This is a genomic window from Curtobacterium sp. MCLR17_054 (assembly GCF_003234335.2).
GTDB lineage: Bacteria > Actinomycetota > Actinomycetes > Actinomycetales > Microbacteriaceae > Curtobacterium > Curtobacterium flaccumfaciens.
In genome coordinates this window covers 3353239-3377689 of sequence record NZ_CP126263.1, presented here as the reverse complement: position 1 = coordinate 3377689, position 24451 = coordinate 3353239, and the positions used below count along the sequence as shown (strand labels likewise).

24 protein-coding genes and 1 tRNA gene are annotated in these 24451 nt (G+C 71.1%); 12 read left to right on the top strand and 13 right to left on the bottom strand.

Annotated features, from left to right (window positions below):
* Positions 1-50 precede the first annotated feature (50 nt).
* The 5 genes from DEJ08_RS15975 to DEJ08_RS15955 all read right to left on the bottom strand — a co-directional run bounded on the left by DEJ08_RS15975 (position 51) and on the right by DEJ08_RS15955 (position 6418).
* Positions 51-1751: a sensor histidine kinase gene (locus DEJ08_RS15975; RefSeq protein WP_111054078.1), complete on the bottom strand. Its 1701-nt coding sequence runs from the start codon at positions 1749-1751 to the stop codon at positions 51-53.
* 79 nt (positions 1752-1830) lie between these two features.
* Positions 1831-2526, bottom strand: coding sequence for a response regulator transcription factor (locus tag DEJ08_RS15970; RefSeq protein ID WP_017888045.1), 696 nt, complete (start codon positions 2524-2526; stop codon positions 1831-1833).
* 51 nt (positions 2527-2577) lie between these two features.
* Positions 2578-4275 (bottom strand): DNA repair helicase XPB, encoded by a 1698-nt coding sequence (locus DEJ08_RS15965; RefSeq protein WP_027466594.1) that lies wholly within the window; start codon positions 4273-4275, stop codon positions 2578-2580.
* A 48-nt stretch (positions 4276-4323) separates the two neighbouring features.
* Positions 4324-6090 carry a helicase-associated domain-containing protein gene (locus DEJ08_RS15960; RefSeq protein WP_111054077.1) on the bottom strand — a complete coding sequence of 589 codons (1767 nt, stop codon included), beginning with the start codon at positions 6088-6090 and terminating at the stop codon, positions 4324-4326.
* A 28-nt stretch (positions 6091-6118) separates the two neighbouring features.
* Positions 6119-6418: a hypothetical protein gene (locus DEJ08_RS15955; protein ID WP_128780559.1), complete on the bottom strand. Its 300-nt coding sequence runs from the start codon at positions 6416-6418 to the stop codon at positions 6119-6121.
* Positions 6419-6473: 55 nt separating this feature from the next.
* On the opposite strand from DEJ08_RS15955, the gene DEJ08_RS15950 reads away from it, so the two are divergent.
* A complete protein-coding gene (locus DEJ08_RS15950) occupies positions 6474-6851 on the top strand; it encodes a cold-shock protein (protein ID WP_017888041.1) in 378 nt (125 codons plus the stop codon).
* 4 nt (positions 6852-6855) lie between these two features.
* A complete protein-coding gene (locus DEJ08_RS15945; protein WP_111054076.1) occupies positions 6856-7629 on the top strand; it encodes a DUF3027 domain-containing protein in 774 nt (257 codons plus the stop codon).
* Positions 7630-7711: 82 nt separating this feature from the next.
* Here the strand turns inward: DEJ08_RS15945 and serC are convergent, their stop codons facing one another.
* On the bottom strand, positions 7712-8827 hold the full coding sequence (serC, locus tag DEJ08_RS15940) for a phosphoserine transaminase (RefSeq protein ID WP_071404063.1): 1116 nt from the start codon (positions 8825-8827) through the stop codon (positions 7712-7714).
* A 184-nt stretch (positions 8828-9011) separates the two neighbouring features.
* On the opposite strand from serC, the gene DEJ08_RS15935 reads away from it, so the two are divergent.
* The 4 genes from DEJ08_RS15935 (at position 9012) to DEJ08_RS15920 (ending at position 13162) form a co-directional block, all read left to right on the top strand.
* On the top strand, positions 9012-9707 hold the full coding sequence (locus tag DEJ08_RS15935; protein WP_110863077.1) for an iron-dependent transcriptional repressor DtxR: 696 nt from the start codon (positions 9012-9014) through the stop codon (positions 9705-9707).
* Positions 9708-9949: 242 nt separating this feature from the next.
* The gene (locus tag DEJ08_RS15930) at positions 9950-10921 is read left to right on the top strand and encodes a C40 family peptidase (protein WP_111054075.1); all 972 of its coding nucleotides are present in this window, start codon (positions 9950-9952) and stop codon (positions 10919-10921) included.
* 352 nt (positions 10922-11273) lie between these two features.
* Positions 11274-11768, top strand: coding sequence for an HNH endonuclease (locus DEJ08_RS15925; RefSeq protein ID WP_027466591.1), 495 nt, complete (start codon positions 11274-11276; stop codon positions 11766-11768).
* 248 nt (positions 11769-12016) lie between these two features.
* Positions 12017-13162 (top strand): TIGR03364 family FAD-dependent oxidoreductase, encoded by a 1146-nt coding sequence (locus DEJ08_RS15920; protein WP_111054074.1) that lies wholly within the window; start codon positions 12017-12019, stop codon positions 13160-13162.
* 89 nt (positions 13163-13251) lie between these two features.
* On the opposite strand, the gene DEJ08_RS15915 is transcribed toward DEJ08_RS15920, so the two are convergent.
* Positions 13252-13944, bottom strand: coding sequence for an HAD family hydrolase (locus DEJ08_RS15915; RefSeq protein WP_111054073.1), 693 nt, complete (start codon positions 13942-13944; stop codon positions 13252-13254).
* Between the two features lie 216 nt (positions 13945-14160).
* Between DEJ08_RS15915 and DEJ08_RS15910 the strand changes: the two genes are divergently transcribed.
* Positions 14161-15264: an epoxide hydrolase family protein gene (locus tag DEJ08_RS15910; RefSeq protein ID WP_111054072.1), complete on the top strand. Its 1104-nt coding sequence runs from the start codon at positions 14161-14163 to the stop codon at positions 15262-15264.
* Between the two features lie 13 nt (positions 15265-15277).
* Positions 15278-15349, top strand: a tRNA-Arg gene (locus DEJ08_RS15905).
* A gap of 48 nt (positions 15350-15397) precedes the next feature.
* Here DEJ08_RS15905 and DEJ08_RS15900 read toward each other — a convergent pair.
* The 3 genes from DEJ08_RS15900 to DEJ08_RS15890 are packed head-to-tail and all read right to left on the bottom strand — an operon-like array spanning position 15398 to position 17360.
* Complete coding sequence (locus DEJ08_RS15900; protein ID WP_181438943.1) at positions 15398-15850, bottom strand: HTH domain-containing protein; 453 nt, start codon at positions 15848-15850, stop codon at positions 15398-15400.
* 44 nt (positions 15851-15894) lie between these two features.
* Positions 15895-16809 carry a hypothetical protein gene (locus DEJ08_RS15895; RefSeq protein WP_146248454.1) on the bottom strand — a complete coding sequence of 305 codons (915 nt, stop codon included), beginning with the start codon at positions 16807-16809 and terminating at the stop codon, positions 15895-15897.
* On the bottom strand, positions 16806-17360 hold the full coding sequence (locus DEJ08_RS15890) for an RNA polymerase sigma factor (RefSeq protein WP_111032360.1): 555 nt from the start codon (positions 17358-17360) through the stop codon (positions 16806-16808). The genes DEJ08_RS15895 and DEJ08_RS15890 overlap by 4 nt, the downstream gene beginning before the upstream one ends.
* A gap of 111 nt (positions 17361-17471) precedes the next feature.
* Between DEJ08_RS15890 and argG the strand changes: the two genes are divergently transcribed.
* Positions 17472-18914 carry an argininosuccinate synthase gene (gene argG / locus DEJ08_RS15885; RefSeq protein WP_042540079.1) on the top strand — a complete coding sequence of 481 codons (1443 nt, stop codon included), beginning with the start codon at positions 17472-17474 and terminating at the stop codon, positions 18912-18914.
* Positions 18915-19005: 91 nt separating this feature from the next.
* Here argG and DEJ08_RS15880 read toward each other — a convergent pair whose 3' ends face one another.
* A complete protein-coding gene (locus DEJ08_RS15880; RefSeq protein WP_111054069.1) occupies positions 19006-19719 on the bottom strand; it encodes an alpha/beta hydrolase in 714 nt (237 codons plus the stop codon).
* 222 nt (positions 19720-19941) lie between these two features.
* Between DEJ08_RS15880 and DEJ08_RS15875 the strand changes: the two genes are divergently transcribed.
* On the top strand, positions 19942-20109 hold the full coding sequence (locus DEJ08_RS15875) for a hypothetical protein (protein ID WP_155896891.1): 168 nt from the start codon (positions 19942-19944) through the stop codon (positions 20107-20109).
* Between the two features lie 41 nt (positions 20110-20150).
* Positions 20151-20750 carry a copper resistance CopC family protein gene (locus DEJ08_RS15870; RefSeq protein WP_111054068.1) on the top strand — a complete coding sequence of 200 codons (600 nt, stop codon included), beginning with the start codon at positions 20151-20153 and terminating at the stop codon, positions 20748-20750.
* 250 nt (positions 20751-21000) lie between these two features.
* Here the strand turns inward: DEJ08_RS15870 and DEJ08_RS15865 are convergent, their stop codons facing one another.
* The gene (locus DEJ08_RS15865; RefSeq protein ID WP_111054067.1) at positions 21001-22428 is read right to left on the bottom strand and encodes an MATE family efflux transporter; all 1428 of its coding nucleotides are present in this window, start codon (positions 22426-22428) and stop codon (positions 21001-21003) included.
* A 244-nt stretch (positions 22429-22672) separates the two neighbouring features.
* A complete protein-coding gene (locus DEJ08_RS15860; protein ID WP_110863067.1) occupies positions 22673-23110 on the bottom strand; it encodes a MarR family winged helix-turn-helix transcriptional regulator in 438 nt (145 codons plus the stop codon).
* A gap of 454 nt (positions 23111-23564) precedes the next feature.
* Between DEJ08_RS15860 and nadE the strand changes: the two genes are divergently transcribed.
* Positions 23565-24392, top strand: a complete 828-nt coding sequence (gene nadE / locus DEJ08_RS15855; protein WP_110863289.1) for an NAD(+) synthase — start codon at positions 23565-23567, stop codon at positions 24390-24392.
* The last annotated feature ends 59 nt before the right edge of the window (positions 24393-24451 follow it).

Here is a 24451-nt window from a genome sequence, read left to right as displayed (position 1 = left end):
GGGATGGGCGGCAGTTAGCGCTACCTCGCGCAGCGGCCGGCCCGCGCGGGTCAGGCGGCGAAGTCGCGGGGGAGCAGGGGGAGCCAGACGCGGAAGGTGGCGCCGCCGCCCTCGGTGTCGAAGACCTCGACGGAGCCGTGGTGCGCCGCGACGATGCCGGACACGATGGCGAGCCCGAGGCCCGAGCCGCCGGTGTCACGGGCGCGGGAGGTGTCCGCACGCCAGAAGCGCTGGAAGATCTTCTCGCGCAGCTGCGGCGGGATGCCCTCACCGTGGTCGATCACGTCGAGGTGTGCCATGCCGCGCTCGTTGTCCACGCCGATGCCGATCTCGATCGGGTCGTCGTTCGCCGTGAACCGCATGGCGTTGCCCATCAGGTTCGTGACGATCTGGCGGATCTTGTTCTCCTCCGCCAGGACGATCGGCGGCCGCTTCGGCAGCACGACCGTGGGCAGCGGGGTGGTCTCGTCCGTCGGGGCGGCACCGGCGTCGATGTTCATGGCGCGGGTCCGACGGGCCCGCAGACGCGCGATGGTCTGGCGCGAGAACGCGATCGGCCCGGTGGTGTTCGCCGAGGTGGGCGACACGGGCGGTGCTTCGCCGGAGTCCGGAGAGCCGATGGACGACGACGCCGACGCCGACGGGCGGACGGCCTGGGGCACGCTCTCGCCGGTCAGGGAGTCCTCGACGAGGACCTGGATCTCGCGGTCGGGGTTGGAGGCCATCGTGTCGAGCGCCGAGTCGCGGGCGATGGCGACGAGGTCGACCGGGCCGAGCTCGAGGGGCTTCGACTCGTCGATGCGGGCGAGCTGCAGCAGGTCCTGCACGAGCAGGCCCATCCGCTGCGCTTCCTTCTCGATGCGCTCCATCGCCTGGGCGACGTCCTCTTCCTTGCGCAGGGCACCCATCCGGTACAGCTCGGCGTACCCGCGCAGGGACACCAGCGGCGTGCGGAGCTCGTGCGAGGCGTCCCCGACGAACCGGCGCATCTGGGCGATGGTGCGCTCGCGGTCCTCGAACGCGGAGTCGATCCGCTCGAGCATGACGTTGAGGGAGCGGTTGAGTCGGCCGACCTCGGTGTTCGGGGTGTCGGCCTCGAGGCGCTGGTTGAAGTCACCCGCGGCGAACCGTGCGGCAGTGTCCTCGACGTCGCGCAGCGGGTCGAAGGTCGCGGTGACGAGCAGCCGGGTGAGCATGGCGCCGAGCAGGATGACCGAGGCACCGAACCCGAGGAAGATCGCGGTGAACTTGCCGATCGTCTCGTCGGTACCGGCACTGGAGACCGCGATGAGCACGTAGCCGGTCTCGGTGGTGCCGTCGGACTGGTTCTGCAGCGACGCCGGGATGATCTGCGCACGCCACTCGTGGTTGTGCTGGCTGTCGTAGAGCGAGATGCGCTGGTTCGCCTGCGATGCCTCGACCAGGGTGGCTTCGCGGACGTCGGGCCGGCTCGACGCCTTCGTCTGGCAGATCCGGTCGCCGTCGGCGTCGTACGCGGCGACGTAGGCGCTCTGTGACACCACCACGGACAGCTTGCAGTACTGCTCGCCGTCGCTGATGTTCTGGCCCTCGAGCTGCTCGGTCGTCTGCTTGACCGTGTTGTCGAGCTGCTGCATGAGGTAGGTGGACAGCACGGTCATCGTGCCGAGTCCGGCGACGAGCAACCCGAGCGCGACGAGCAGCACCGTGATCCCGGTGATCTTGGTGCGCAGGGAGATCCCGTCCCACCAGTGGTTCATTCGCGTGTGCATGCTGCCCCAACGATAGACAGCGGCCGCCCGGTGAAACCGGACGACCGCCGTGAAGTCGAGCCCCGAGGGACTCCTGCTCCTAGGAAGCCTTGGACGCCTTCAACATGTAGCCGAAGCCGCGCTTGGTCTGGATGATCGGCTCTGCGGAGTACTGGTCGAGCTTGCGGCGCAGGTACGAGATGTAGCTCTCGACGATGCCCGCGTCACCGTTGAAGTCGTACTCCCACACGTGGTCGAGGATCTGCGCCTTCGACAGCACGCGGTTCGGGTTGAGCATCAGGTAGCGGAGCAGCTTGAACTCGGTGGGCGAGAGCTCGATCTGGGCGTCGCCGATCGTGACCTCGTGCGTGTCCTGGTCCATCGTGAGCTCGCCGGCGCGGATGATCGCGTCTTCCTCGTCGTTCATGGTGCGACGGAGGATGGCCTTGATGCGGGCGACGATCTCGTCGAGCGAGAACGGCTTGGTGACGTAGTCGTCGCCGCCGACGGTGAGGCCGGTGATCTTGTCCTCGGTGTCGTCCTTCGCCGTCAGGAACAGGATCGGCGAGGTGTAGCCCGAGGAACGCAGGCGCTTGGTGACACCGAAGCCGTTCATGTCGGGCAGCATCACGTCGAGGATGATGAGGTCCGGCTCTTCTTCCAGCACGGCGGAGATCGCCTGTGCTCCGTTGCCCACCGCACGCACGGCGAAGCCGGCGAAGCGCAACGAGGTCGTCAGGAGGTCGCGGATGTTCGGCTCGTCGTCGACGATCAGGATCTTGGGGCCATCGCTCATGGTCTTATCTTCTGACTGTTCCCTCGGGGTTTCCTGAAAGCGGTTCGTACGTCAGCCCACGGGCGTCTGGACCTGGTCAGCATCGAGGATCGTGTACGAGTACCCCTGCTCCGCCAGGAACCGCTGCCGGTTCTGCGCGAAGTCCTGGTCGACGGTGTCCCGGGCCACGAGCGTGTAGAACGACGCGGGCAGGCCGTCCTTGTTCGGGCGGAGGAGCCGGCCGAGCCGCTGCGCCTCTTCCTGCCGGGATCCGAACGAGCCGGAGACCTGGATGGCGACGGTCGCGTCGGGCAGGTCGATCGAGAAGTTCGCGACCTTCGAGACGACGAGCACGTCGACCTCGCCGGACCGGAACGCGTCGTACAGCCGCTCCCGTTCGTCGACCGGGGTCGCCCCCGTGATCTCCGCGGCGTCGAGCGACGCGGCCAGTTCGTCGAGCTGGTCGATGTACTGCCCGATCACCAGGATCTGCTCACCACGGTGCTTCTCGATGAGTTCCCGCACCACCGGGGTCTTGGCCGGGGACGTCGCGGCGAGCCGGTAGCGCTCGTCGTCGCTCGACGCCGCGTACTCCAGGCGGTCCTGGTGCGGCAGGTCGATGCGGACCTCGTAGCAGGAGGCCGGCGAGATGTAGCCCTGCGCCTCGATCTCCTTCCACGGGGCGTCGTACCGCTTCGGCCCGATGAGCGAGAAGACGTCGCCCTCGCGGCCGTCCTCGCGCACGAGCGTCGCGGTGAGGCCCAGGCGTCGGCGGGCCTGCAGGTCGGCGGTCAGCTTGAACACCGGTGCGGGCAGCAGGTGCACCTCGTCGTAGACGATGAGGCCCCAGTCGAGGGCGTCGAGGAGCGACAGGTGCGTGTACTCGCCCTTCCGGCGGGCGGTGAGGATCTGGTAGGTCGCGATCGTGACCGGCCGGATCTCCTTGACACTGCCCGAGTACTCGCCGATGTCCTCCGGCGTCAGGGTCGTGCGCTTGAGGAGTTCGGTGCGCCACTGCCGCGCCGAGACGGTGTTCGTCACGAGGATGAGCGTGGTCGCCTTGACGGTCGCCATCGCACCAGCGCCGACGAGTGTCTTGCCCGCGCCACAGGGCAGCACGACGACGCCGGAGCCCTGGGCGAAGAACGTGTCGACGGCCTGCTCCTGGTACGGCCGCATGTGCCACTCGGCGGTGTCCAGGTCGATCGGGTGCGGCTGGCCCGGGGTGTAGCCCGCCAGGTCCTCCGCCGGCCAGCCGAGCTTCACGAGCTCCTGCTTGATCTGCCCCCGCGCCCACGGCTGCAGCTCGACCTCGGTCGAGGACCGCATGTCGCCGAGCAACGGCTTGATGCGCTTCGACCGGATGACCTCGGCCAGCACCGACGGGTCCTCGGCGGTGAGGAGCAGGAGCGGCAGCCGCTCGAGTTCCTCGGTGGGGGAGTTCGCGATCACGGGCGCGTCGGGTCGTTCCTCGCGACGGATCACGAGTCGTCCGTAGCGCGAGACCGTGTCGCGGATGTCGACCGTGACGCTCTGCGGCACGGGGAACTTCGCGAAGCGTTCCAGGGTGTCGATCATCGCCTCGGCGTCGTGGCCCGCGGCGCGCGCGTTCCAGAGTCCGAGGCGGGTGATCCGGTAGGTGTGCACGTGCTCGGGAGCGCGTTCGAGCTCGGCGAAGGCCGCGAGCTCGTGGCGTGCGTCCTCGGCGTCGGGGTGCGCGACCTCGAGGAGCACGGTGCGGTCGCTCTGCACGATCAGCGGTCCGTTCATGACCTGCCAGCCTAGCCGTCGGCACCTGCGTGCGGGGGACCGCGCGGCTCAGGCGTCGCTCTCGACCGACACGACGAGCGAGAGCGGCAGGGTGCGTTCGACGTCGACGGCCGTGTCCCGCCCGCGGACGCGCCCGGCCGCGACCGAGGTCGGCACGATCGAGAACGGCCGCTCCGAGCCGTCCGGCATCCGGACGGTCACACGGATCGGCGTGCGTCCGCGCACGGCCAGGTCGATCTGCCGACCGAGCCACTCCTGCTCCGGCTCCGCGTCGCCGCGCTGCGTCGTCAGGCGGAGCCGTTCGACGAGTGCGTGCGCCGACTGCTCCGGCGAGCGTCCGGTGGGGCTGCGCCGGCCGGGAGGCCCGTGGTGCGCCTCGGGGCGGGCTGCGGTCGTCAGGACGGCCGGGTAGCGCTGGTCCTCGAGTGCGGTGTGCACGACGTGCGGCGGGTAGCGCGTGGTCAGCGTCGTCAGGTCGGGCCGCTCCCACGCGAGCTGCCGGAGCTCGGCGTCCACCCCGACGAGGTCGAGCTGGTCGGCGGTGCCGCGGACCTCGGTCCCGACGCCGCCCGGCCCCCGGTCGACGACGATGCTGCCGTCGCGTCCGGCCACCTGGTCGATCAGGTAGGCGAGGGGCTGCGGGATCCCGGTGGCCGACAGTCGTCCGAGCAGGGACAGCAAGTCGTCGCGGGAGTGTCCGGCCCGGAACGCCGCGCGCAGGGTGTCCTCGGAGATGCGGTAGCGGGCCGCGAGGCCTGGTGCCTCGAGCACGGCGACGGTGCGCAGGGCGTCGTCGTCCACCGGCGCGAGCGGCCCCGGTGCGATGACGGTGAGGTCGTGCTGCAGGTAGACCCGCTCGACGGTGCCCGGCAGGTCGTCGGCGGCCTGCTCGGCGTCGCCGTCGAGGAGCGCCCGACCGGTGCTCGTCACGATGCCGTCGACCGCCAGGCCGAGCGACGCCGCGGTGCCGGCGACGTCGAGCAGCAGGGCGTCGAGCCAGCGGGACCCCGCCGGGTACGCCCACCGACCGAGCGGCACGAGGTCGCGCAGGTCCCCGTCGGCCAGGTCGAGCACCTGGTGCACGGCGGGCGGGAGCGTGTCCGACCACGCGGCCACCAGAGACACCCAGCGCTCCGGCCAGCTCGCGAGCAACCACGCGTGCCCGGCGTCGGTGACGATCCAGCGTCCGGTGTCGGGGTCGGCGAACCCGATGCCGTCGAGCAGCGCCAGACGACCGGCGACGAGCTCGGCATCGGTGCCGATGCGCTCGGCCAGGGTGCGGGCGAGCGGCATGCCGATCCCGCCCTTGACGAGTTCGCGGACCGCGCCGGCGTCGACCGCCCGCAGCAGCTCGGCGAGCACCGTCATCGTCGCGAACGCCTGCTCCGCGCCGATGGTGCGCGCACGCTCGAGTGCCGCGGCGTCGAGAGCGGGAGCAGCGGGGCGGACCTGCTCCGGGCCTCCCGGCTGCTCGTCGAGCGAGGTGAGGTCGGGGTGGGCGGCCACGCGTGCGGCGACCGCGTCGTCGACGGCGCCGTCCTCGTCGGCGAGGCCGAGCTCGATCGCGGGGCCGAGCGCGTCGACGGCGCCGCCGTCGCGCAGCGCCAGGATCGTGGCGCGCGGCAGGTGCTCGACGGCGGCGTCCACGGCGTCGTCGCCCCGGAGCGCCTCGGCGAGGTCGAAGAAGTCGGTGATGCGCTGCGGGCCGGTCTCGGCGAGTGCAGCGGTCGGGAGTCGCCTCGCCGCGACGAGGCGCTCGAGCGCATCGTCCGGCATCGCCCGGAGTCGGGCGGCGAGGTCGGCGGTGGTCGTCATCGTCCGGTGCCAGCGTCCGGGGCGGACGTCAGCGAGCCGTCCGGTTCGCTCGTGCGCGACGTGTCCAGGTGATGCCGAGGAGCGTGAAGACCAGCACCATGGCGATCGGGAAGCCGTAGAGCGGGATCGCCATGACCACCGGCCACGGCATCGCACCCTGGGCGCTGGGAGCGGTGAGCCACATGATGATCATCGCGACGAAGCAGAGCAAGCCGAGGATGATGATCCCACCGATCATGAACGCCAGAGCGCGTTCGGTACGATTGAACGTCACCGGGGGTTCTGCGGAGTCCTGCGGGTTCCCGGTTGATCGGGTCGGCTTGGCCATCGACCCAGGATATCCGACGCACCACGGCCGTACCACGACCTCGAGGAGTCCACGCATGCCCACCGGCAAGGTCAAGTTCTACGACGACGACAAGGGCTTCGGCTTCATCACCGGAGACGACGGCGACCAGGTGTTCCTGCACGCGTCCTCGCTGCCCGACGGCGTCGTGACCGTCAAGGCCGGCACGCGGCTCGAGTACGGCGTCGTCCAGGGCAAGAAGGGGTCGCAGGCGTTGTCCGTGCGGCTGCTCGAGCCCCAGCCGTCGCTGTCGCGGATGACCCGTCGCTCCGCGGACGACATGGCCGTGATCGTCGAGGACCTGGTGAAGGAACTCGACCGGATCAGCGGAGACCTCCGCCACGGCCGCTACCCGAAGAACGGCGATCGCATCGCCGCCATCCTGCGGCACGTCGCAGACCAGTTGGAGGCGTGACCCCATGACCGAGTCCGAGACAGCAGGGGCCGAGACGGCTCCCGACGCAGCGTCCACCGACGTAGCGTCCGTCGACGCAGCGTCCATCAACTACACCGACCTGGCGCGCGAGGCGTTGCTCGAGGTCACCCCGGAGTCGACCGTCGGCGCACCGGTCGGCACGGTGGACGAAGGGGACGGCGTCGTGTCCGTCCTGTTCGCCAACCGGCTGCCCGGCTACCCCGGGTGGCGCTGGACCGTCAGCGTTGCGAAGATCGGCGACGACGAACCCACCGTGCTCGAGGTCGAGTTGATGCCCGGGGACGGCTCGCTCGTCGCGCCCGAGTGGGTGCCGTGGTCCGAGCGACTGGCCGAGTACCGGGCCGCGCAGGAGCACGAGGGCGAGGACGCGTCGGACGAGGACTCGGACGACGAGGACTCGGACGACGAGGACTACGACGACGACGAAGACGACGACGAGTCGGACGACGACGAGGACTCGGACGAGGACGACGACTACGACGACTCGGATGACGACGAGTCGGACGACGATGACGACGACGATGACGACGAGTTCGACGCCGACGAGGACGACCTCGACGAGTCGGACGACGACGACATCGAGGGCGTGGACGTCGATGCGCTCGCCGATGTGAGCGACACCGACACCGAGGACGAGGCCCCGCAGCCGCCCCGTCGCCGCCGTGCCCGCCGCGTGCAGCCGTTCGAGCCCGACGCCGATCTCGAGGTCGACCAGCTCGACGCCGGCGAGGCCGACCCGGGCTTCCACCGCGCCTGACCCACCCGGACCGACGAACGGGCCCGGCGCCACCGATCGGGTGGTGCCGGGCCCGTCCTCGTTCCGGCGGGTGTCCCCGACGTCAGCGCAGGGCGTCGATCGTGAAGTCGATCGCGCGCACGAGCTTCGCGACGTCGTCCGGGTCGATCGCGGTGAACGTCGCGACGCGCAGCTGGTTGCGGCCGAGCTTCCGGTACGGCTCGGTGTCGACGATGCCGTTCGCACGAAGGGTCGCGGCCACGGCCTTGGCGTCGATCGAGTCGTCGAGGTCGATCGTGGCGACGACCTGCGACCGAGCGGCGGGGTCGGAGACGAACGGGGTCGCGGAGTCACTGGCCTCGGCCCAGTCGTAGATCGTCGACGACGAGGTCTTCGTGCGGAGGTCAGCCCACGCCAGGCCGCCGGACTCGTTCATCCACCGCACCTGCTCGTCGAGGAGCAGCAGCGTGGAGATCGCCGGCGTGTTCAGGGTCTGGTTCAGGCGCGAGTTGTCGACGGCGTTCTTGAGCGACAGGAACTCCGGGATGTACCGGTCGGAGGCGGCGATCCGCTCGATCCGCTCGATCGCGGCGGGGGAGAGCAGCGCGAGCCAGAGCCCGCCGTCCGAGGCGAAGTTCTTCTGCGGGGCGAAGTAGTAGACGTCGGTGGCGCTGACGTCGAACAGGGCGCCACCGGCGGCGCTGGTCGCGTCGACGACGGTGAGGGCGCCGGCGTCACCGGTCGCGCGGACGACCGGAGCCATGACGCCCGTCGAGGTCTCGTTGTGCGGGTAGGCGTAGACGTCCACGCCCTCCACCGGCTCGAGTGCGGCGAGGGAGCCACCCGGCGCCTCGACGACGTGCGGCGCCTCGAGCCACGGGGCGGCTGCGGCCTTGGCGAACTTCGACCCGAACTCGCCGAAGGACAGGTTCTCGGCACGGCGCTCGATGAGGCCGAACGCGGCGGCGTCCCAGAACGCGGTCGAGCCGCCGTTGCCGAGGACGACCTCGTAGCCCTCGGGGATCTGGAACAGGTCGGCGAGACCGGAGCGGACGCTGCCGACCAGGTCCTTCACGGGCTTCTGACGGTGCGAGGTGCCGAGGATCGTGGCGCCGCGCGTCACGAGGGACTCGAGCTGGGCGCCGCGGATCTTCGACGGACCGCAGCCGAAGCGACCGTCGGTGGGGAGGAGTTCGGCCGGGATGACGATGTCTGCCATGCACCGATCCTACCGACGACGATCCGCCTGCCCGAGCCCGTGTACCGGCCGGACGGGGAGGGTTCGACCCACCCGTCCACCGCGTCGGATGACCCTTTCTCACGTGCACCCGGGCGCCGGTCGGTGTTCGTCGGTGCGAACAAGTAGTGTGGTCGGCGCTGGGCCCAGACATGAGAGGCGGACCGTGACCGATCTCGTCGACACCACGGAGATGTACCTTCGCACCATCCTCGACCTCGAGGAAGAGGCGATCGTGCCGCTGCGCGCGCGCATCTCCGAGCGCCTCGGACACTCGGGCCCGACGGTCTCGCAGACCATCGCCCGCATGGAGCGCGACGGCCTGGTCGTCGTCTCCGGCGACCGGCACCTGGAGCTCACCGACGAGGGCCGTTCCCGTGCCACGCACGTGATGCGCAAGCACCGTCTGGCCGAACGCCTGCTGGCCGACGTCATCGGACTCGACTGGGCCTTCGTGCACGACGAGGCCTGCCGTTGGGAGCACGTCATGAGCGAGCAGGTCGAGGTCCGCCTGCTCGAGATGCTCGGCAACCCGACGGAATCCCCCTACGGCAACCCCATTCCCGGGCTCGCCGAGATCGGTGGCCCCGCGGCCGCCGGGTTCCTCGACGGCGTCCAGAACATCGTCGCCGCGACCGAGGGCACCGACGCCGTCACGACCGGGGTCGTCCGACGCCTGGGCGAGCCCGTGCAGTTCGAACCGGAACTCCTGCACCAGCTCCGCACCGCCGGGGTCATGCCCGGGCGCATGGCGAGCGTGCAGCGTGCGGGCGCCTACGTCGCGGTCCGCGTCGAGGGTGAGGACTCGGGCATCGAGCTGCCGATCGAGGTCGCGCAGCACGTCTACATCGAACGCGGCTGACCGTTCCTGGTCGTTCCTGAGAGTCTTTACCGTTTCGTTACCTGCGGGGCGTTTGGTCTCGACTCGGTAACGACGCTTCCGTACACTCGTCCGAGTCGCCGCGCTGCCCCTGAGCCGGAGACCCGTGGCAGGACGTCTCGAACCCGTCTCCTGCCTCGATCGGAAACGATGACGAACGGATGGGGTTGCACACCGCCGGACACCCACGGCGGCGTGATGACGAGACGTTGGAGACACACCTCTTGACGCAGACCGGTACCGCCGCGGACGACCAGACGCCCGCGAACCCGACGAACACCGAGAACGCCACCACCGCCCCGCTCACCCGGCGGGCCGTGCGCGAGACCGAGGGCCGCCCGGTCCGCAAGGTCGTGCCGGTGCGCTCCGCCCCGCTGCCCGGTGGTCGTCGTGCCGCGCAGGCCGCCGCAGCCGCGAGCACCGCGAAGGCCAGCTCCTCGTCGCGCAAGCGCAAGTTCCTCGCGCCGGTCGTCCTCACCGTGGCCGCCGGCATGTTCGGTACGGTCGCGGTCGCCCCGGCCTTCGCCGCGACGACCTCGAGCAACTCGACCGCCGTCGCCGACGCCCAGCGTCAGGTCCGGGCCACGCAGAGCCAGGAGCTGTCGGTCTCCGACGCCGTGGCGCTCGCCGACACGAGCCGTGACGGCTTCGGCGCGACGTCCACCGCGACGCTCGACGCCGAGAAGGCCGCAAAGCAGGCTGCCGCGGACCAGGCCGCCGCAGCGAAGGAAGCCGCCGAGCAGGCCGAGCAGACCCAGACGGCCCGCGCAGCGACCGCGAAGCAGTACTCCTCGTACACTGGGCCCACCGCCGCCGAGTACGCGGCCAGCTCGTCTGCCGCCGACACCCCGTTCTCGCTGCCGGCCGTGGTCGCCACGGGCAAGCAGTACATCGGCACCCCGTACGTCTTCGGTGGCGCGGACCCGTCGGGCTTCGACTGCTCCGGCTTCATCATGTTCGTGTACGCCCAGTACGGCATCAACCTCGCGCACTCCGTGCCGCTGCAGGACCAGGCTGGCACGACGATCCCCGAGTCCGAGGCGCAGCCCGGTGACGTCGTCATCTTCAACAACGAGGCGCACGACGGCTTCTACATGGGGAACGGCATGATCATGGACGCCCCGAAGCCCGGTGGCACCGTGCAGATCCGCCCGATCTGGACCAGCGACTACCACATCGTCCGTTTCGGCATCTAGCGACCACTGCCCCTCCGGCGTGTGAACTTCACCGGAACCGGCCCGCGCACCCTCGTGCCGGGCCGGTTTCTGGGTTAACCTGACGCTGCACCGGTCCGCACCGGCGCGAACAGGAGACCCTCATGTCGATGTTCCGCACGACCCGCACCATGGGTCGGCGCGCGCGTGTCGACATATGGTCGAGCACAGCCTGCGTGCACGAGCACGCCCCTGCATGACGAGAGCACTGCCCATCCGGGTGGTGCTCTTCGTGGTTCCAGGGGTGTGAACAGGTCGTCCTCACCCGTTCGCGTCGTCGGTCCGACGCACCCGCAGCGCCTGGAAGCCGTCCAGGCACGTCGGAAGGGAACCCATGCGCACTCTCGTCCTCAACGCCGGTTACGAGCCCCTCGCGGTGATCTCGTTCCGACGAGCCCTCGTGCTGGTCATGAACCAGAAGGCCGCCATCGTCGCCGCCGACGTCGAACACCCGGTCACCGGGTCGACGTCGAGCTACGACCGTCCGTCCGTCATCATCCTCACCCGCTACGTGCGCATCCCGCACTCCAGGCTCGTGCCGGTGTCCCGTCGCGGTGTGCTGCGTCGGGACGGCAACCACTGTGCCTACTGCGGCCGGCACGCCACCACCATCGACCACGTGCAGCCACGGTCGCGCGGTGGGCAGGACTCGTGGGAGAACCTCGTCGCCTGCTGCCTGGCCTGCAACAACACCAAGGGCGACCGCACCCCGCAGGAGATGGGGTGGCGCCTCCGCTTCCCGCCGAAGGTGCCGCACGGGTCCTCGTGGGTCGTGCGCGGCATCGAGCGTCCGCAGGCGGAGTGGGACGAGTACCTCGTGGCCGCGTAGCGGCCGTCGGTCCGCACCACGAGACGGCCTGGAGGCCCGTGGCGACGCCGCCACGGGCCTCCAGTCCGACGGTCGCACCGCGACTCCCGGCACCGCCGCGGGCGTCCTCGCCTGTCCGGACAGGTGCCCGCCGAGTTCACGCGCCGTCCACGCGGCGTGCACCGGGACGGAACCCCGCCCCACCGCTGACCTGCGACAGTTGCGGCATCCGCACCGGACCGGCACTCCGGGCCGCCCGAAAGGTCTTCATGCCCCGCTCCACACACACCGCACTCGACGCTGAGACGGACCACCAGCCGCTGACCGAACGGTACGACGTCGTCGTGGTCGGCGCGGGCATCGTCGGGCTCGGCATGGCCTACGAGGCGCTCCTGCAGGGCGCCCGGGTCGCGGTGGTCGATCGTGCAGGCGCGGTCGTGGGGGCGAGCGTCCGGAACTTCGGTCACGCCTGCGTCACCCCGCAGACCGGCGAGGCGGCCGGGTACGCCCAGGAAGCACGCCGCCGCTGGCTCGCACTCGCGCAGCTCGCCGGGTTCACGGCGCGGGAACGCGGTGCCCACGTCGTCGCCCGTCGTCCCGAGGAGCTGGCGGTGCTCGAGGAGTACCGCGACTCCGGCGCGGACCTGCGGCTGGCCGACGCGGCCGAGATCGCAGCGGCGGTGCCGGTCGATCCCGCCACGGCCCTCGGCGGCGCGCACCTCGCGCACGACCTGCAGGTCGACCCCCGGGAGGCGGCACCCGCGATCGCGCGCTGGCTCGCCGGGCAGGGGGTCACCTTCCACTGGCGCACCCCCGCGCTCGAGGTCACCACCGGCGCCGTCCGCACCGGCCGCGGCATCGTGGAGGGGACCCGGATCGTCGTCTGCACCAACCACGACCTCGACCAGCTCTTCCCGGAGCTCGCCGAGTCGATCGGCCTGGTCCGCTGCCGGCTCCACATGCTGCGTGCGACGATCCCCCTCGCCTTCCCGCTCGCCACACCGCTGCTGACCGGGTGGTCGCTGCTCCGCTACTCGGGGTTCGCCGCGATGCCCGGAGCGGGTGCCCTGCGGGACCGGCTCGCCGCGGACCTGCCCGAGGGGATCCGCTGGGACCTCAACCAGATGTACACGTCACCGCCGGACGGCAGCGTCATCGTCGGGGACACCCACGAGCGCGGGGTCGACGCGCCGCCGTTCCAGGACGAGGACGGCTTCCGGCTGCTCGTCACCGAGACCGAGCGGCTGTTCGGTGCGCCGGTCTCGGTGGTCGACCGGTGGCAGGGCGTCTACGCATCGGCGCCGGGGCGGGAGTTCCTCATCGACCAGCCGGTCCCCGGGGTCGACGTCGTGACGGTCACCACGGGCATCGGCATGACGACCGGCCTCGGCATCGCGCCGACGGTCCTCGGCTGAGGGAGACCGTCAGTCGCGGAGCACCCGGCCACGCGGCGAACGGTGCGACCCCGGCGGCCTCTGTCACCAGTGAGGTCGTCGCGCGGTCGTCACGCCCTGGCGGCGGCGTCGTCGACCTCGGCGAGCACCGACGGCAGCTCGGCGACCGAGTCGAGGACGTGGGTGTGCGCGACCGTCGCGAAGTCCACGTCCTGATGCGTGCCGGTCCGCACGCCCGCCACGACGGAGGCGCCGGCGCGGTGTCCCGTGAGCAGGTCGGCGACGGTGTCCCCGACGACTGCCACGTCACGGACGTCGTCGGTGCCGGTCCGGAGCACGGCGGCGAGCACCATGTCCGGGTACGGGCGCCCGCGTCCGGCGTCGGCGGGCGAGAGCGCGAGGTCGATCAGCGGCCGCCAGCCGAGCAGGTCGAGCACCGCGTCGCGCGTCGCCGGCGAGAAACCGGTGGTCAGCGCGATCCGTCGCCCCGCTGCGCGGAGGGCGACGAGCGTCTCGACGGCGCCGTCCACCGGCCGCACGCCGCGGTCGAGGGTCATTGCGTAGGCGCGCTCGAAGGCGGTGTTCGCTGCCTCGGCGCGGACACCGTCACCGTCGAACAGCGCCGTGAACACGGCGATCTTCGACTGGCCCATGGTGTCGACCGCGTACTGCACGGCGCGGTCGTGCTCGGTGCTCCCGCGCTCCAGGCCGACGTCGGTGAGCGCGGTGCGGAAGGCGTCGAGGACGACGCCGCCGTCGTCGACGGTGGTTCCTGCCATGTCGAGGCAGACGAGCGAGATCATGGGACTCCTGGGTACGTGCCGTCGCGCCGGGACCGGCGCGGTCCGACCAGCGTCGACGCACCCCGTTGCGGGCAGAGGATGCGCGGGTGTCCGCCAGGTGAACGCCGCCGGGAGGCTCGTCACTGCCTGTGCGGACAGGCAGTCGGTCCGCCAGGGGGAGCGGCTCCAGTCCGCCCTCGCCGATCTGCGTCGGTGGCGCTGAGTAGCGTCGGCTGCATGGGCGAGACACCGCACATCGACGACGCGACCATCGACGACCTGCGCGCGCGGCTCCGTGCCACGCGCTGGCCGGACGCGCCCGCCGGGGTCGGCTGGTCGCTCGGCGTGGACCTCGATGTCCTGCGCCCGCTCGTCGAGTACTGGGCCGACGGGTTCGACTTCGACGCGCACCGTGCCGAGCTCGCCGCGCTGCCCTCGCGCCGTGTCGTCGTGGACGGCATCGGCATCCACGTCCTGCACGCCCGTGCTCCGCAGCCCGACGCCCTGCCGGTCCTGCTCGCGCACGGCTGGCCGGACTCCGGCTGGCGGTACCGCAAGGTGCTGCCGATGCTCGTCGCCGCCGGGTACGACGTCGTCGTGCCGGACATGCCCGGCTACGGCTTCTCGGATGCACCGCCGCAGGTCCTCGACGCCCGGCAGGTGGCCGGCATGTGGGCGACGCTGATGACGGACCTCGGGTACGAGCGGTTCGCCGTGTCCGGCGGCGACATCGGCACACACGTCGCCCGCTACCTGGCACTCGACCACCCCGACCGGGTCGTCGCCGTGCACCGCATCGACGGCGGGCTCGCCTGGCCGGGCCTCGACCCGTCGACGTTGTCCGCCGCCGAGCGGGAGTTCGTCGCCGCGACCGATCGGTGGCGCACCGCCGAGGGCGCGTACGCGATGCTGCACCGGACGAAGCCGCAGACCGCCGCCGTGGGGCTGAACGACTCACCCGCTGGTCTCGCGGCCTGGATCGTCGAGAAGCTCCGGGCGTGGAGCGACTGTGACGGGGACCTGTGGTCGGTCTACACGCGGGACGAGGTCCTGGCGCTGCTGACCGAGTACTGGGCCACCGCCACGATCGGCTCGGCGATGCGGATGTACCACGCGAACGCGGCGATCCCGGCGGAGCAGCTGGAACGACGGGTCGAGGTGCCGTCCGGGTTCTCGATCTTCCCCGGCGACATCGTGCGGGCGCCGCGGGAGTGGCTCGAGCGCACCACGAACCTCGTGTTCCGCCACGAACTCGACCGCGGCGGGCACTTCGCGCCGTTCGAGCAGCCCGACCTGTTCGTCGACGAACTGCACGCGTTCCTGCAGGGCTTCCGCCGCTAGAGTGGTCGGGCCAGCCTCTGTAGCTCAATGGAAGAGCAGTTCCGTCCTAAGGAAACGGTTGGGGGTTCGAGTCCCTCCAGGGGCACACCAGCAGGTTGAAGGGGTTCGAGTCCCTGCCACGCGTTGGTGCCGCTCAGTGCCTCGGTGTCGCGAGGTTGGCGGCGTTCACGAGGAACGAGGTCCGGGTCGCGATCGCGTACTTCACCGCAACGCTCAACCCGGTCGGATCGATCGAGAACGCGTCGAGGTCGGACTCCGCGATCCCGGTGAGCGACGCGATGTTCGCGACCGTCAGCCCGGAGACCTGCGTGAGACTCTCGAGGATGCCGCGGACGCGGTCGTCGTCCGGCACGCTCCGAGCAGCGGCCAGCATGGCTGCGAGGACGGCGAGCCGCTGCGATTCGTCGGGAGTCAGCCCGGTCCCGAGGGCGGTCAGACCCTGGTGCTCGATCCCTGGGCCGTCCAGGTACGCGGAGAGCGTGGAGTCCGAGATCCCGGTCATCTGGGCGATCGTGTCGAGCGCGACGGAACGGTGCTCGATCAGCGCGCGGAGTTCCGCCCGGACGTCGAGGGCTTCGGCAGTCATCTCGTTCCCTTCCTCGGTCGCATGAGTCTCTGCACCATGGTGCATCAGCCAGCAGGCTGGGCCGGCGGGTCCTCCGGCATCGGGTGTTCCGCCTGCCAGAGCGCGTCGACCTGGCCGAACTCCCGCGGGTAGCACTGGGTGTCGAACACCTCGAGGCCCTCGGCAGGCGTGGAGTACAGGTACCAGGGGCCCGTGCCCATCGGTCGGCTCGTCCAGGACCCGTTCGCGAACCACGAGAGCGGCACGTCGTCCATCGGGTGTCCCGCCTGGGTCAGGCAGGCCTCGAGCCGGTTGAAGGCGGCGCGGTACTCGTCGAGGGCGATCCGGCCGTCCCGGATCTCGGCTCGCTGCTGGGCAGAGGGTTCCGCGATCGGCGCGGACTCGACCCACGAGGCCCAGACGGCGTAGCGGGCGGAGCCGCCGCCCGTCACGCTGATGGTCGCCGCCGAGTGTCCGGAACCGGGCGCTGGGGACAGGCTCCAATGCTCACCGCTCACCCCGCCGGTCGTGCCCGGGGTGCAGCGGGTGGGCCCGTCGATGGTCGTCCCGTCGATGGCCACGGTGAAGGTCCCCGGGTCGAGGCACTTCCACGTGAGCGTCACCCGGTCGGCGTCCGCGGGGCGGGTGCCGAGCGAGAACGAACCATCGCCCTGCGTGGCCGCGAAGGCCGGAGTCCCGAGGATCGTGGCGTGGTTCGCTTCCTCGACCATGTAGCGCGTCGAGGTCGCAAGGGTGCTCTCCAGCGCGGCGTCCGGGTCGTTCGACGGGAGGGCGGCCGCGGTGATCCCGCCCGTGACGGCCGATCCCGCCAGGAACGCCGCCGCGATCGTGAGGACCGTGCCGCGGGTCGGTCGGCGACGTCGACGGAGCGGCGCTCCGGTGGCGCTGGTGGCGTCGACCTCTGCGACGAGTGCGTCGCGCATCGCTGCGAGACGAGGGGAGATCTGGTCGTGGTTCACAGTGTGCCTCCGAGGGGTTCCGCTGTCGCCGAGTACTGCTTGTGGAGCCGCGCCTTCGCACGGTGGAGCCGGGACTTGACGGTGCCGGGCGGGACGCCGAGGACGGTCGCGGCCTCACGCTCGCTCAGCCCCTCGAGCACGCAGAGGGACAGGACCCGCTGGTCTGCGATCGGGAGACCACGGAGCGCGGTCACGGCCTCTGCGTCGGTGAAGGAGTCCGCTGGGTCAGGTGCCGGATCGTCGACCGGGAACCTGCCGAGGAACGAGCGGTGGCGCCGAGACGACCGCGTCAGGTTGTGCGCCGTGTTGGTCGCCGTGACGAGGAGCCACGGCAGCATCGAGTCGTCGACGAAACGGACGTGGTCCCGCTTCCGCCAGGCTTCGAGGAACACCACGGCGACCACGTCGTCGGCGTCGTCAGGCGTCGGGACGAGCGCTCGGACGTGACGACGCAGTCGCGCCGCGTGCCGGTCGAAGAGCCGACCGACCGCACGGCCGTCCCCGGCGACGCCCAGGGCCCAGTCGGACCGGTCCCCCGTGATCTGGTTCATGCCCTGTATTGTCCGGTCGCCCTGGATCGGTTCCGGGTTGTGGCAGGTCAGTTCTCCACAACCGTCGCCCCGGACGGTAGTCGAGCCCGCTGGCCCCGTACGATTGACCCCGTGTCCAAGGTCCTGAGCAGTCTCCCCGTCGGCGAACGAGTCGGCATCGCGTTCTCAGGGGGTCTCGACACCTCCTGCGCCGTTGCCTGGATGCGCGAGAAGGGAGCGATCCCCTGCACGTACACGGCCGACATCGGCCAGTACGACGAGCCGGACATCGACGCCGTCCCGAGCCGCGCCCACGAGTACGGCGCCGAGATCGCCCGACTGGTCGACGCGAAGAGCGCCCTGGTCGAAGAGGGCCTGGTCGCCCTGCAGACCGGCGCGTTCCACATCCGCTCCGGCGGCAAGACGTACTTCAACACGACGCCGCTCGGCCGCGCGGTGACGGGCACGATGCTCGTCCGCGCGATGAAGGAAGACGGCGTCGACATCTGGGGCGACGGCTCCACCTACAAGGGAAACGACATCGAGCGGTTCTACCGCTACGGCCTGATGGCCAACCCGCGCCTGCGCGTCTACAAGCCGTGGCTCGACTCCGAGTTCGTCGAGGAGCTCGGCGGCCGCAAGGAGATGAGCGAGTGGCTCGTCGCCCGCGGGTTCCCGTACCGCGACTCCACCGAGAAGGCGTACTCGACCGACGCGAACATCTGGGGTGCGACGCACGAGGCGAAGAGCCTCGAAGAGCTGTCGAGCGGCCTGGACATCGTCGAGCCGATCATGGGTGTCGCCGCCTGGCGTGACGACGTCGAGGTCGCGACCGAGATCGTCAGCGTCCGGTTCGAAGCCGGTCGACCGGTCGCGATCAACGGCGTCGAGTACACGGACGCGGTGGCCCTGGTCTACGAGGCGAACGCCATCGGTGGCCGCCACGGCCTGGGTGCGTCCGACCAGATCGAGAACCGCATCATCGAAGCGAAGAGCCGCGGCATCTACGAGGCTCCGGGCATGGCGCTGCTGCACATCGCCTACGAGCGCCTGCTCAACGCGATCCACAACGAGGACACGGTCGCGTCGTACCACAACGAGGGTCGCCGTCTCGGTCGCCTGATGTACGAGGGCCGCTGGCTCGACCCGCAGTCCCTCATGCTCCGCGAGTCGCTGCAGCGCTGGGTCGCCTCCGCCGTCACCGGCGAGGTCACGCTGCGCCTGCGTCGCGGTGACGACTACACGATCCTCGACACCACGGGCCCCGCGCTGTCGTACCACCCGGACAAGCTGTCGATGGAGCGCGTCGGCGACGCCGCCTTCGGACCGGACGACCGCATCGGCCAGCTCACCATGCGCAACCTCGACATCGCGGACTCCCGTTCGCGGCTCGAGCAGTACGCGGCCGCGGGCCTCATCGGTGGCGCGACGGCCGAGCTCGTCGGCGAGCTCGAGGCGGGCGAGGCCGAGGAGATCCTCGGCGGTGCGATCGTCGCCTCCGACGCCGAGGACGCGATGGGTCGTCGCACGGACCTCGCGTCCGAGGGCGCGGCCTTCGACTCCGGCACCGACTGATCGAGCGGACCCGCGCCCTGGGCGCGACCCCCTGATGACGGGAGGCCCGGTGCCAGCTGGCACCGGGCCTCCCGTCCGTCGTCGTGACGTCTCAAGCCGCGCTGCTCGCGAGCAGCAGCTCGAGCTGCTCGACGACCAGGTCGGGCCGGGTGATGAAGGGATGGTGCCCGCTGGGGACGTCGACGCTCCGCGTCGCCCATGCCGCGTGCGCTCGCTGGAGGCCGACGGTGGTGCTCCGGTCCTCGATGCAGACCAGGTAGGTCGAGTCGACGCCCTGCCAGCCCGCCGCGGTGGTCGGCGTGACGAACGCGGCAGCGGACTGGGCGGTGACGCGGTCCCACGCAGCTCGCTGCACCTCCGGGTCGGCGTCCTGCAGGAACCGCGCGCCGAACGACGAGGCGTCGTACCCGACCACTGCCAGGGCTCCGTCCCCGGCATCACCGATCGCCACCGGATCGGGCTCGTCCGACATGATCCCGGCCTGGGCCGATCCGACGTCGGGCAGGTAGGACGACGCGTACACCAGGTGCTCGACGGCATCGTGCGGGCCGGCCTCGGCGATGACCGTGCCACCGTACGAGTGCCCGACGACGATCGCTCCGTCGCTGCGGTCGAGTGCGGCCCGGAGTGCTGCCGCGTCCTCGACGAGACCGCCTTCGGGGCGGCCGGACGGGCCCTCGCCGCAGGACGGCAGTGCCACCGATCGACTGCGGACACCGGTGCGGTCGAACAACAGGTCGGCGGTGGGTTGCCACCACCAGTCGCCGTCGCGGACGAGCGCGCCGTGGACGAAGAGGATCTCCATGCGCCGACGCTACAGCGCACCCGCCTCGCCGGTCCGCCGCGTCGGTCAGCCGCGAAACGCATCCGCCTCGACGGCGCTCCGGCGCGACCGTATCGTTGCGGTACCGGGTCAGTCATCAGGGACTCGTCGTCACGATGCTCCTCACGATCTGTGAGGTCTGGCACAGCGGGTCGACCCGGACGGATCCGAGATGCGCATCATCTCGACGAAGGGCTGGTCGCCATGACCGCCACCATCCAGAACGCCTGGCACCGCCACGGCCTCCGCTCGCCCGAAGACCTCGCCGCCCTCGTCGCCGAACGCCTCGAAGGAACCGGCCACCAGCTCGTCAGCGTCAGCGAAGCGCGCTACGAGCCCACCTACGCGGACTTCCTCGGCGAGCAGCTCTGACCCCCAGCGGGCTGCCGCTCGACCGTCGGTAGAGTCTGCGCATGCGCACAGCTCGAACCACGGCGGCGGCACTGGCGATCGTCGCGGCGGGACTGCTGACGCTCGTCGGTGTCCAGCCCGCGTCGGCCCACTCGGCCCTGACCAGCAGTACCCCGGCGGACGGGGCGGTCGTCACCGAACCGCTCGAGACCGTCGACCTGACCTTCTCCGAGGCACCGCTCGCCGGCCTCGACGCCGGACTCCGGATCCAGGTGACGGACGCCTCCGGTGCCGACGTCGCCACGGGTGACGTGACGGTCTCCGGAACGACCATGCGCCGCGCGGTCGACCTCGACCAGGGCCGCTACACGGTGCTCTGGCGGTACGTGTCGCCGGACGGCCACCCGATCGAGGGCGAGCTCGCGTTCGAGTACCGGGCCGCAGCGCCCGTGTCGACCCCGAGCGCGAGCGTCACCCCGACCCCGACGGCGAGCACCGCTCCGACGTCGAGTGCCACCGCGACGGCCACCGGAGCCTCGGACGGTGCTCCGTCCTCGTCGCCGGGCATCGCGCCGGGCGTGTGGATCGGCCTCGGCACCGGGGCCGTCCTGGTGGCCGGTGCGGTCGTCGTGTTGCTGCTGCGGCGCGGTCGTAGCGCATAGCGCGCGCGGCGCGCGCAGCGCCAGCCCACTTCGTGAGCAGGAATGGTCGGGTCGCACGCGCGCACCCGACCATTCCTGCTCACGAAGCGCACACACGCACGCACGCAGCGCACGCACGCACGCACGAAGCGCACACACGCAGCGCACGCGGCGCACGGAACGCGACCACGGGACGGACGGGAGGCCCGGTGCCGGACCGGCACCGGGCCTCCCGTCCGCACGTGGTGCGTGACGCCGGGGGCGACGCGCCTCACGCCACGGGGGCGGCCTCCAGCGCGGCGTCGGCGCGTGCCGCGCTGCCCTCGGCCAGGCCTCGGGCGATGCGGCCCCGCGTCGCCAGCCAGAGGACGACCGCGGCGACGAACACGATGCCCTCGGTGACGGTGAGTGCCCAGATGATCCCGGCGAGCCCGAACCACACGTTGCCGGCGATCACGATCGGGATGAACAGCACGCCCTGCGCCATCGACAGCACCATCGCGGGCATGACCATCCCGGTCGCCTGGAACAGCGAGGTGAGCAGCCCCGTGAACCCGTTGACGACGGCGGCGACGAGCTGTGCCGTCAGGATCGTCATGCCGATCGCGAGCACCGAGTGGTCACCGGAGAAGATCGTGAAGACCTGCTCGCGGAACACGAACACGGTGCCGGAGAAGACGAGCACGATGCTGCCGACGGTCAGGGCCGCGGCGCGCAGGCCGGAACGCAGTCGAGCTGCGTCACCAGCGCCGAACGCGTAAGCGAGCAGCGGCAGCACGCCGATGGTCACGCCCATCACCAGGAACTCCGGCACCTGGGCGATGCGGACCGCGACGCCCATCGCTGCCAGCGGGTCGTCACCGTAGGCGGCGGCGAGGTTGTTGAGGACGAGTGTGGTGACGATGAGGAACGCGGACTGCAGCAGCTCGCCGACGCCGATGCCGAACACGGGCTTCAGGACGTCCGCACGCAGGGTGAACCACTTCGGCGCGAAGCTGACGTTCTCGCTGTTCCGCTGCAGCCAGGTCACCCAGTAGGCGATCGAGACCACGTTGGCCAGGCCCACCGCGAGTGCGGCGCCGCCGACACCCCAGTGCAGCCCCAGGATGAACAGGACGTCGAACACCAGGTTGCCGACCGTGGACAGGACCAGGCCGATCATCGCCTGCCTCGCGGCGCCCTCCGAGCGGACGATCTGCTCGAGCGCGAAGGACGCGGCGAGGACGGGGACGAACGCGAGCATCACGGCGACGTACTTGCTCGTGGCGGGTACGGCTGCCGCGTCGGCACCGAGGACGGCGACGAGCGGGCGGAGCAGCAGGAGTCCGACGACGCCGAGCACGGCGCCGGTCACGACGGCTCCCCAGAGGGCGAACGAGGCGACGTGCTTGATGTCCCGCGCCTTGTCGGGATCGTGTTCCGAGGCGCCGAGCAGCCGGGACATCAACGCGCTGCCGCCGACGCCGAACACCCCGCCCACGGCCATCACGAGGCCGAGCAGCGGCGTGCCGAAGGTGATCGCGGCGAGCAGGGACGTGTCGTGCTGGGCGCCGATGAAGCCCGCGTTGATGACGTTGTACAGGGCGCTGACGACCATCGCGGCGGCCATCGGCACGCACAGGTGCACCAGGGCTCGGGCGATCGGGGCAGCGGAGAGGTACCAGCGGTTCGTCGCCGCAGCGGTGGTGGTGGAGGACATGACGGTTCCCTTCCGGGCATGGCGGTGGGCGCGCCGACGGACGCCGGCACGGCAGGGGGGAGCGCGCGACCGAGGGGGTCGCGGGATCGCAGGGTCGCGGGTCGGGAAGGCGCGGGATCGCGGGGTCGCGGGTCGGGAAGGCGCGGGATCGCGGGGTCGCGAGGGCGCGCCGGCGGATCCGGCCGGGAGGCGCGTGGTGCGTGGAGCGGGTCGGTGCGGTGGCGCGGGTGGTGCGGTGGTTCGGCTAGCGGGTCGGCGGCGCGAGTTCCGCGGTCACCTTCTGCAGCAGCCGCCGCAGGGTGGCGCGTTCGTCCTCGTCGAGGGGTGCGAGCAGGGAGTCGTCGAGGGCGACCATCGCGTCGGTGAACCCGGCGATGAGGTCGATGCCCGCCTGGGTGGCGTGCACCGTCTTCGTCCGCCCGTTCGTGGCGTCCGGTCGTCGTTCGATCAGGCCACGCCGCTCGAGCCCCTGCAGGAGACTCGAGACGCTGGCCGCGCTGGTCCGGGTGGCCTCGGCGACGTCCCGCTGGATGGCGCCGGGGTGTTCCTGCAGGTACCCGAGCACGAAGGACTGCTCGTGGGTGAGGTCGCGTTCACGGACCCACTCCTCGGCGCCCTTGCGCTGTGCCCATCCGATCCACCGCATGAGCTGGAGCGGTGTCGTGAAGTCCGGTGCCTGCATGATCAGGACTCTAACTGTTAGCCATCGAACTGTCAACGAAGGCAGTCCGAGTCGTGACCCCACAACGGGGGCGTCGAGTGCTGCTCGCATCCTGGTACCTTCCACAGCAAGCGGCCTCACCAGCCGCCCTCAGCCCGTTCGACGGGCCCCACATCCCCTGGCTCACCACCGGGGTCGGATCAGCGGCGGAGACCCCGTCGGGGGAGGAGGCACCGTGCCACACCACGGACCACCCACCGCGATCCCGGCGCGACGGGTTCGTCGCGCCTGACCAGGACGGGCGCCGGCGGGTACCGGCGTCCGCCTCACCGGGTCCGCGACGCGTTCGGGTCGTCGCGGATCCCCGGGGCGGTGGTGATCGGGTCACCGCCGCCCCGGGACCTCCCGGTCGATCCGATCGACGTCTTCGGGAACCCGCCGGTCCACGGAGCCGGATCGGCGTGATACTGGGGTGGTGCGTGAACTCCAAGCCGCCATCGCAGCGGACCTCAACGTCCAGCCGACCATCGACCCGGAGCAGGAGGTCGCCCGTCGTGTCGGGTTCCTGCGCGACTACCTGCTGACGACCGGGGCGAAGGGGTACCTCCTCGCCATCAGCGGCGGGCAGGACTCCACCCTGGCCGGCCGTCTGACCCAGCTCGCGGTCGAGTCGCTCCGCGCCGAGGGGCACCCCGCCGAGTTCACGACCGTGCGCATGCCCTACCGCGTGCAGGCTGACGAGGACGACGCCCAGCTCGCCCTGCAGTTCATCGCGGCCGACCCGGGCGTCACCGTGAACATCGAGCACGGGGTCGACGGGGTCATGCAGGACACCGCGGCCTCGGGCGTCGAGCTGAGCGACTTCGTCAAGGGCAACGTCAAGGCGCGCATGCGCATGGTCGCCCAGTACGCGATCGCCGGGCAGCGCGGCCTGCTGGTGGTCGGCACGGACCACGCTGCCGAGGCCGTCACGGGCTTCTTCACCAAGTACGGCGACGGCGGCGTCGACCTCACCCCGCTCACCGGGCTCTCGAAGAGCCAGGGGCGGCAGCTGCTCGAGCACCTCGGAGCACCGGCCCGCCTGTACGAGAAGGCGCCCACCGCCGACCTGCTCGACGAGCTGCCCGGGCAGACCGACGAGGCAAACCTCGGACTCACCTACGCCGAGATCGACGCCTACCTGCAGGGCCACGACGTGCCGGTCGAGGTCGCCGAGGCGATCGAGTCGCGCTACCGCGCGACCGAGCACAAGCGCCAGGTGCCGGCGACGCCCTTCGACGACTGGTGGCGTGCGGGCGCGTAGGCGCTGACGCAACCCCGGCCTGGAGGCGCGGTGCAGGTGATCCTGCACCGCACCTCCCG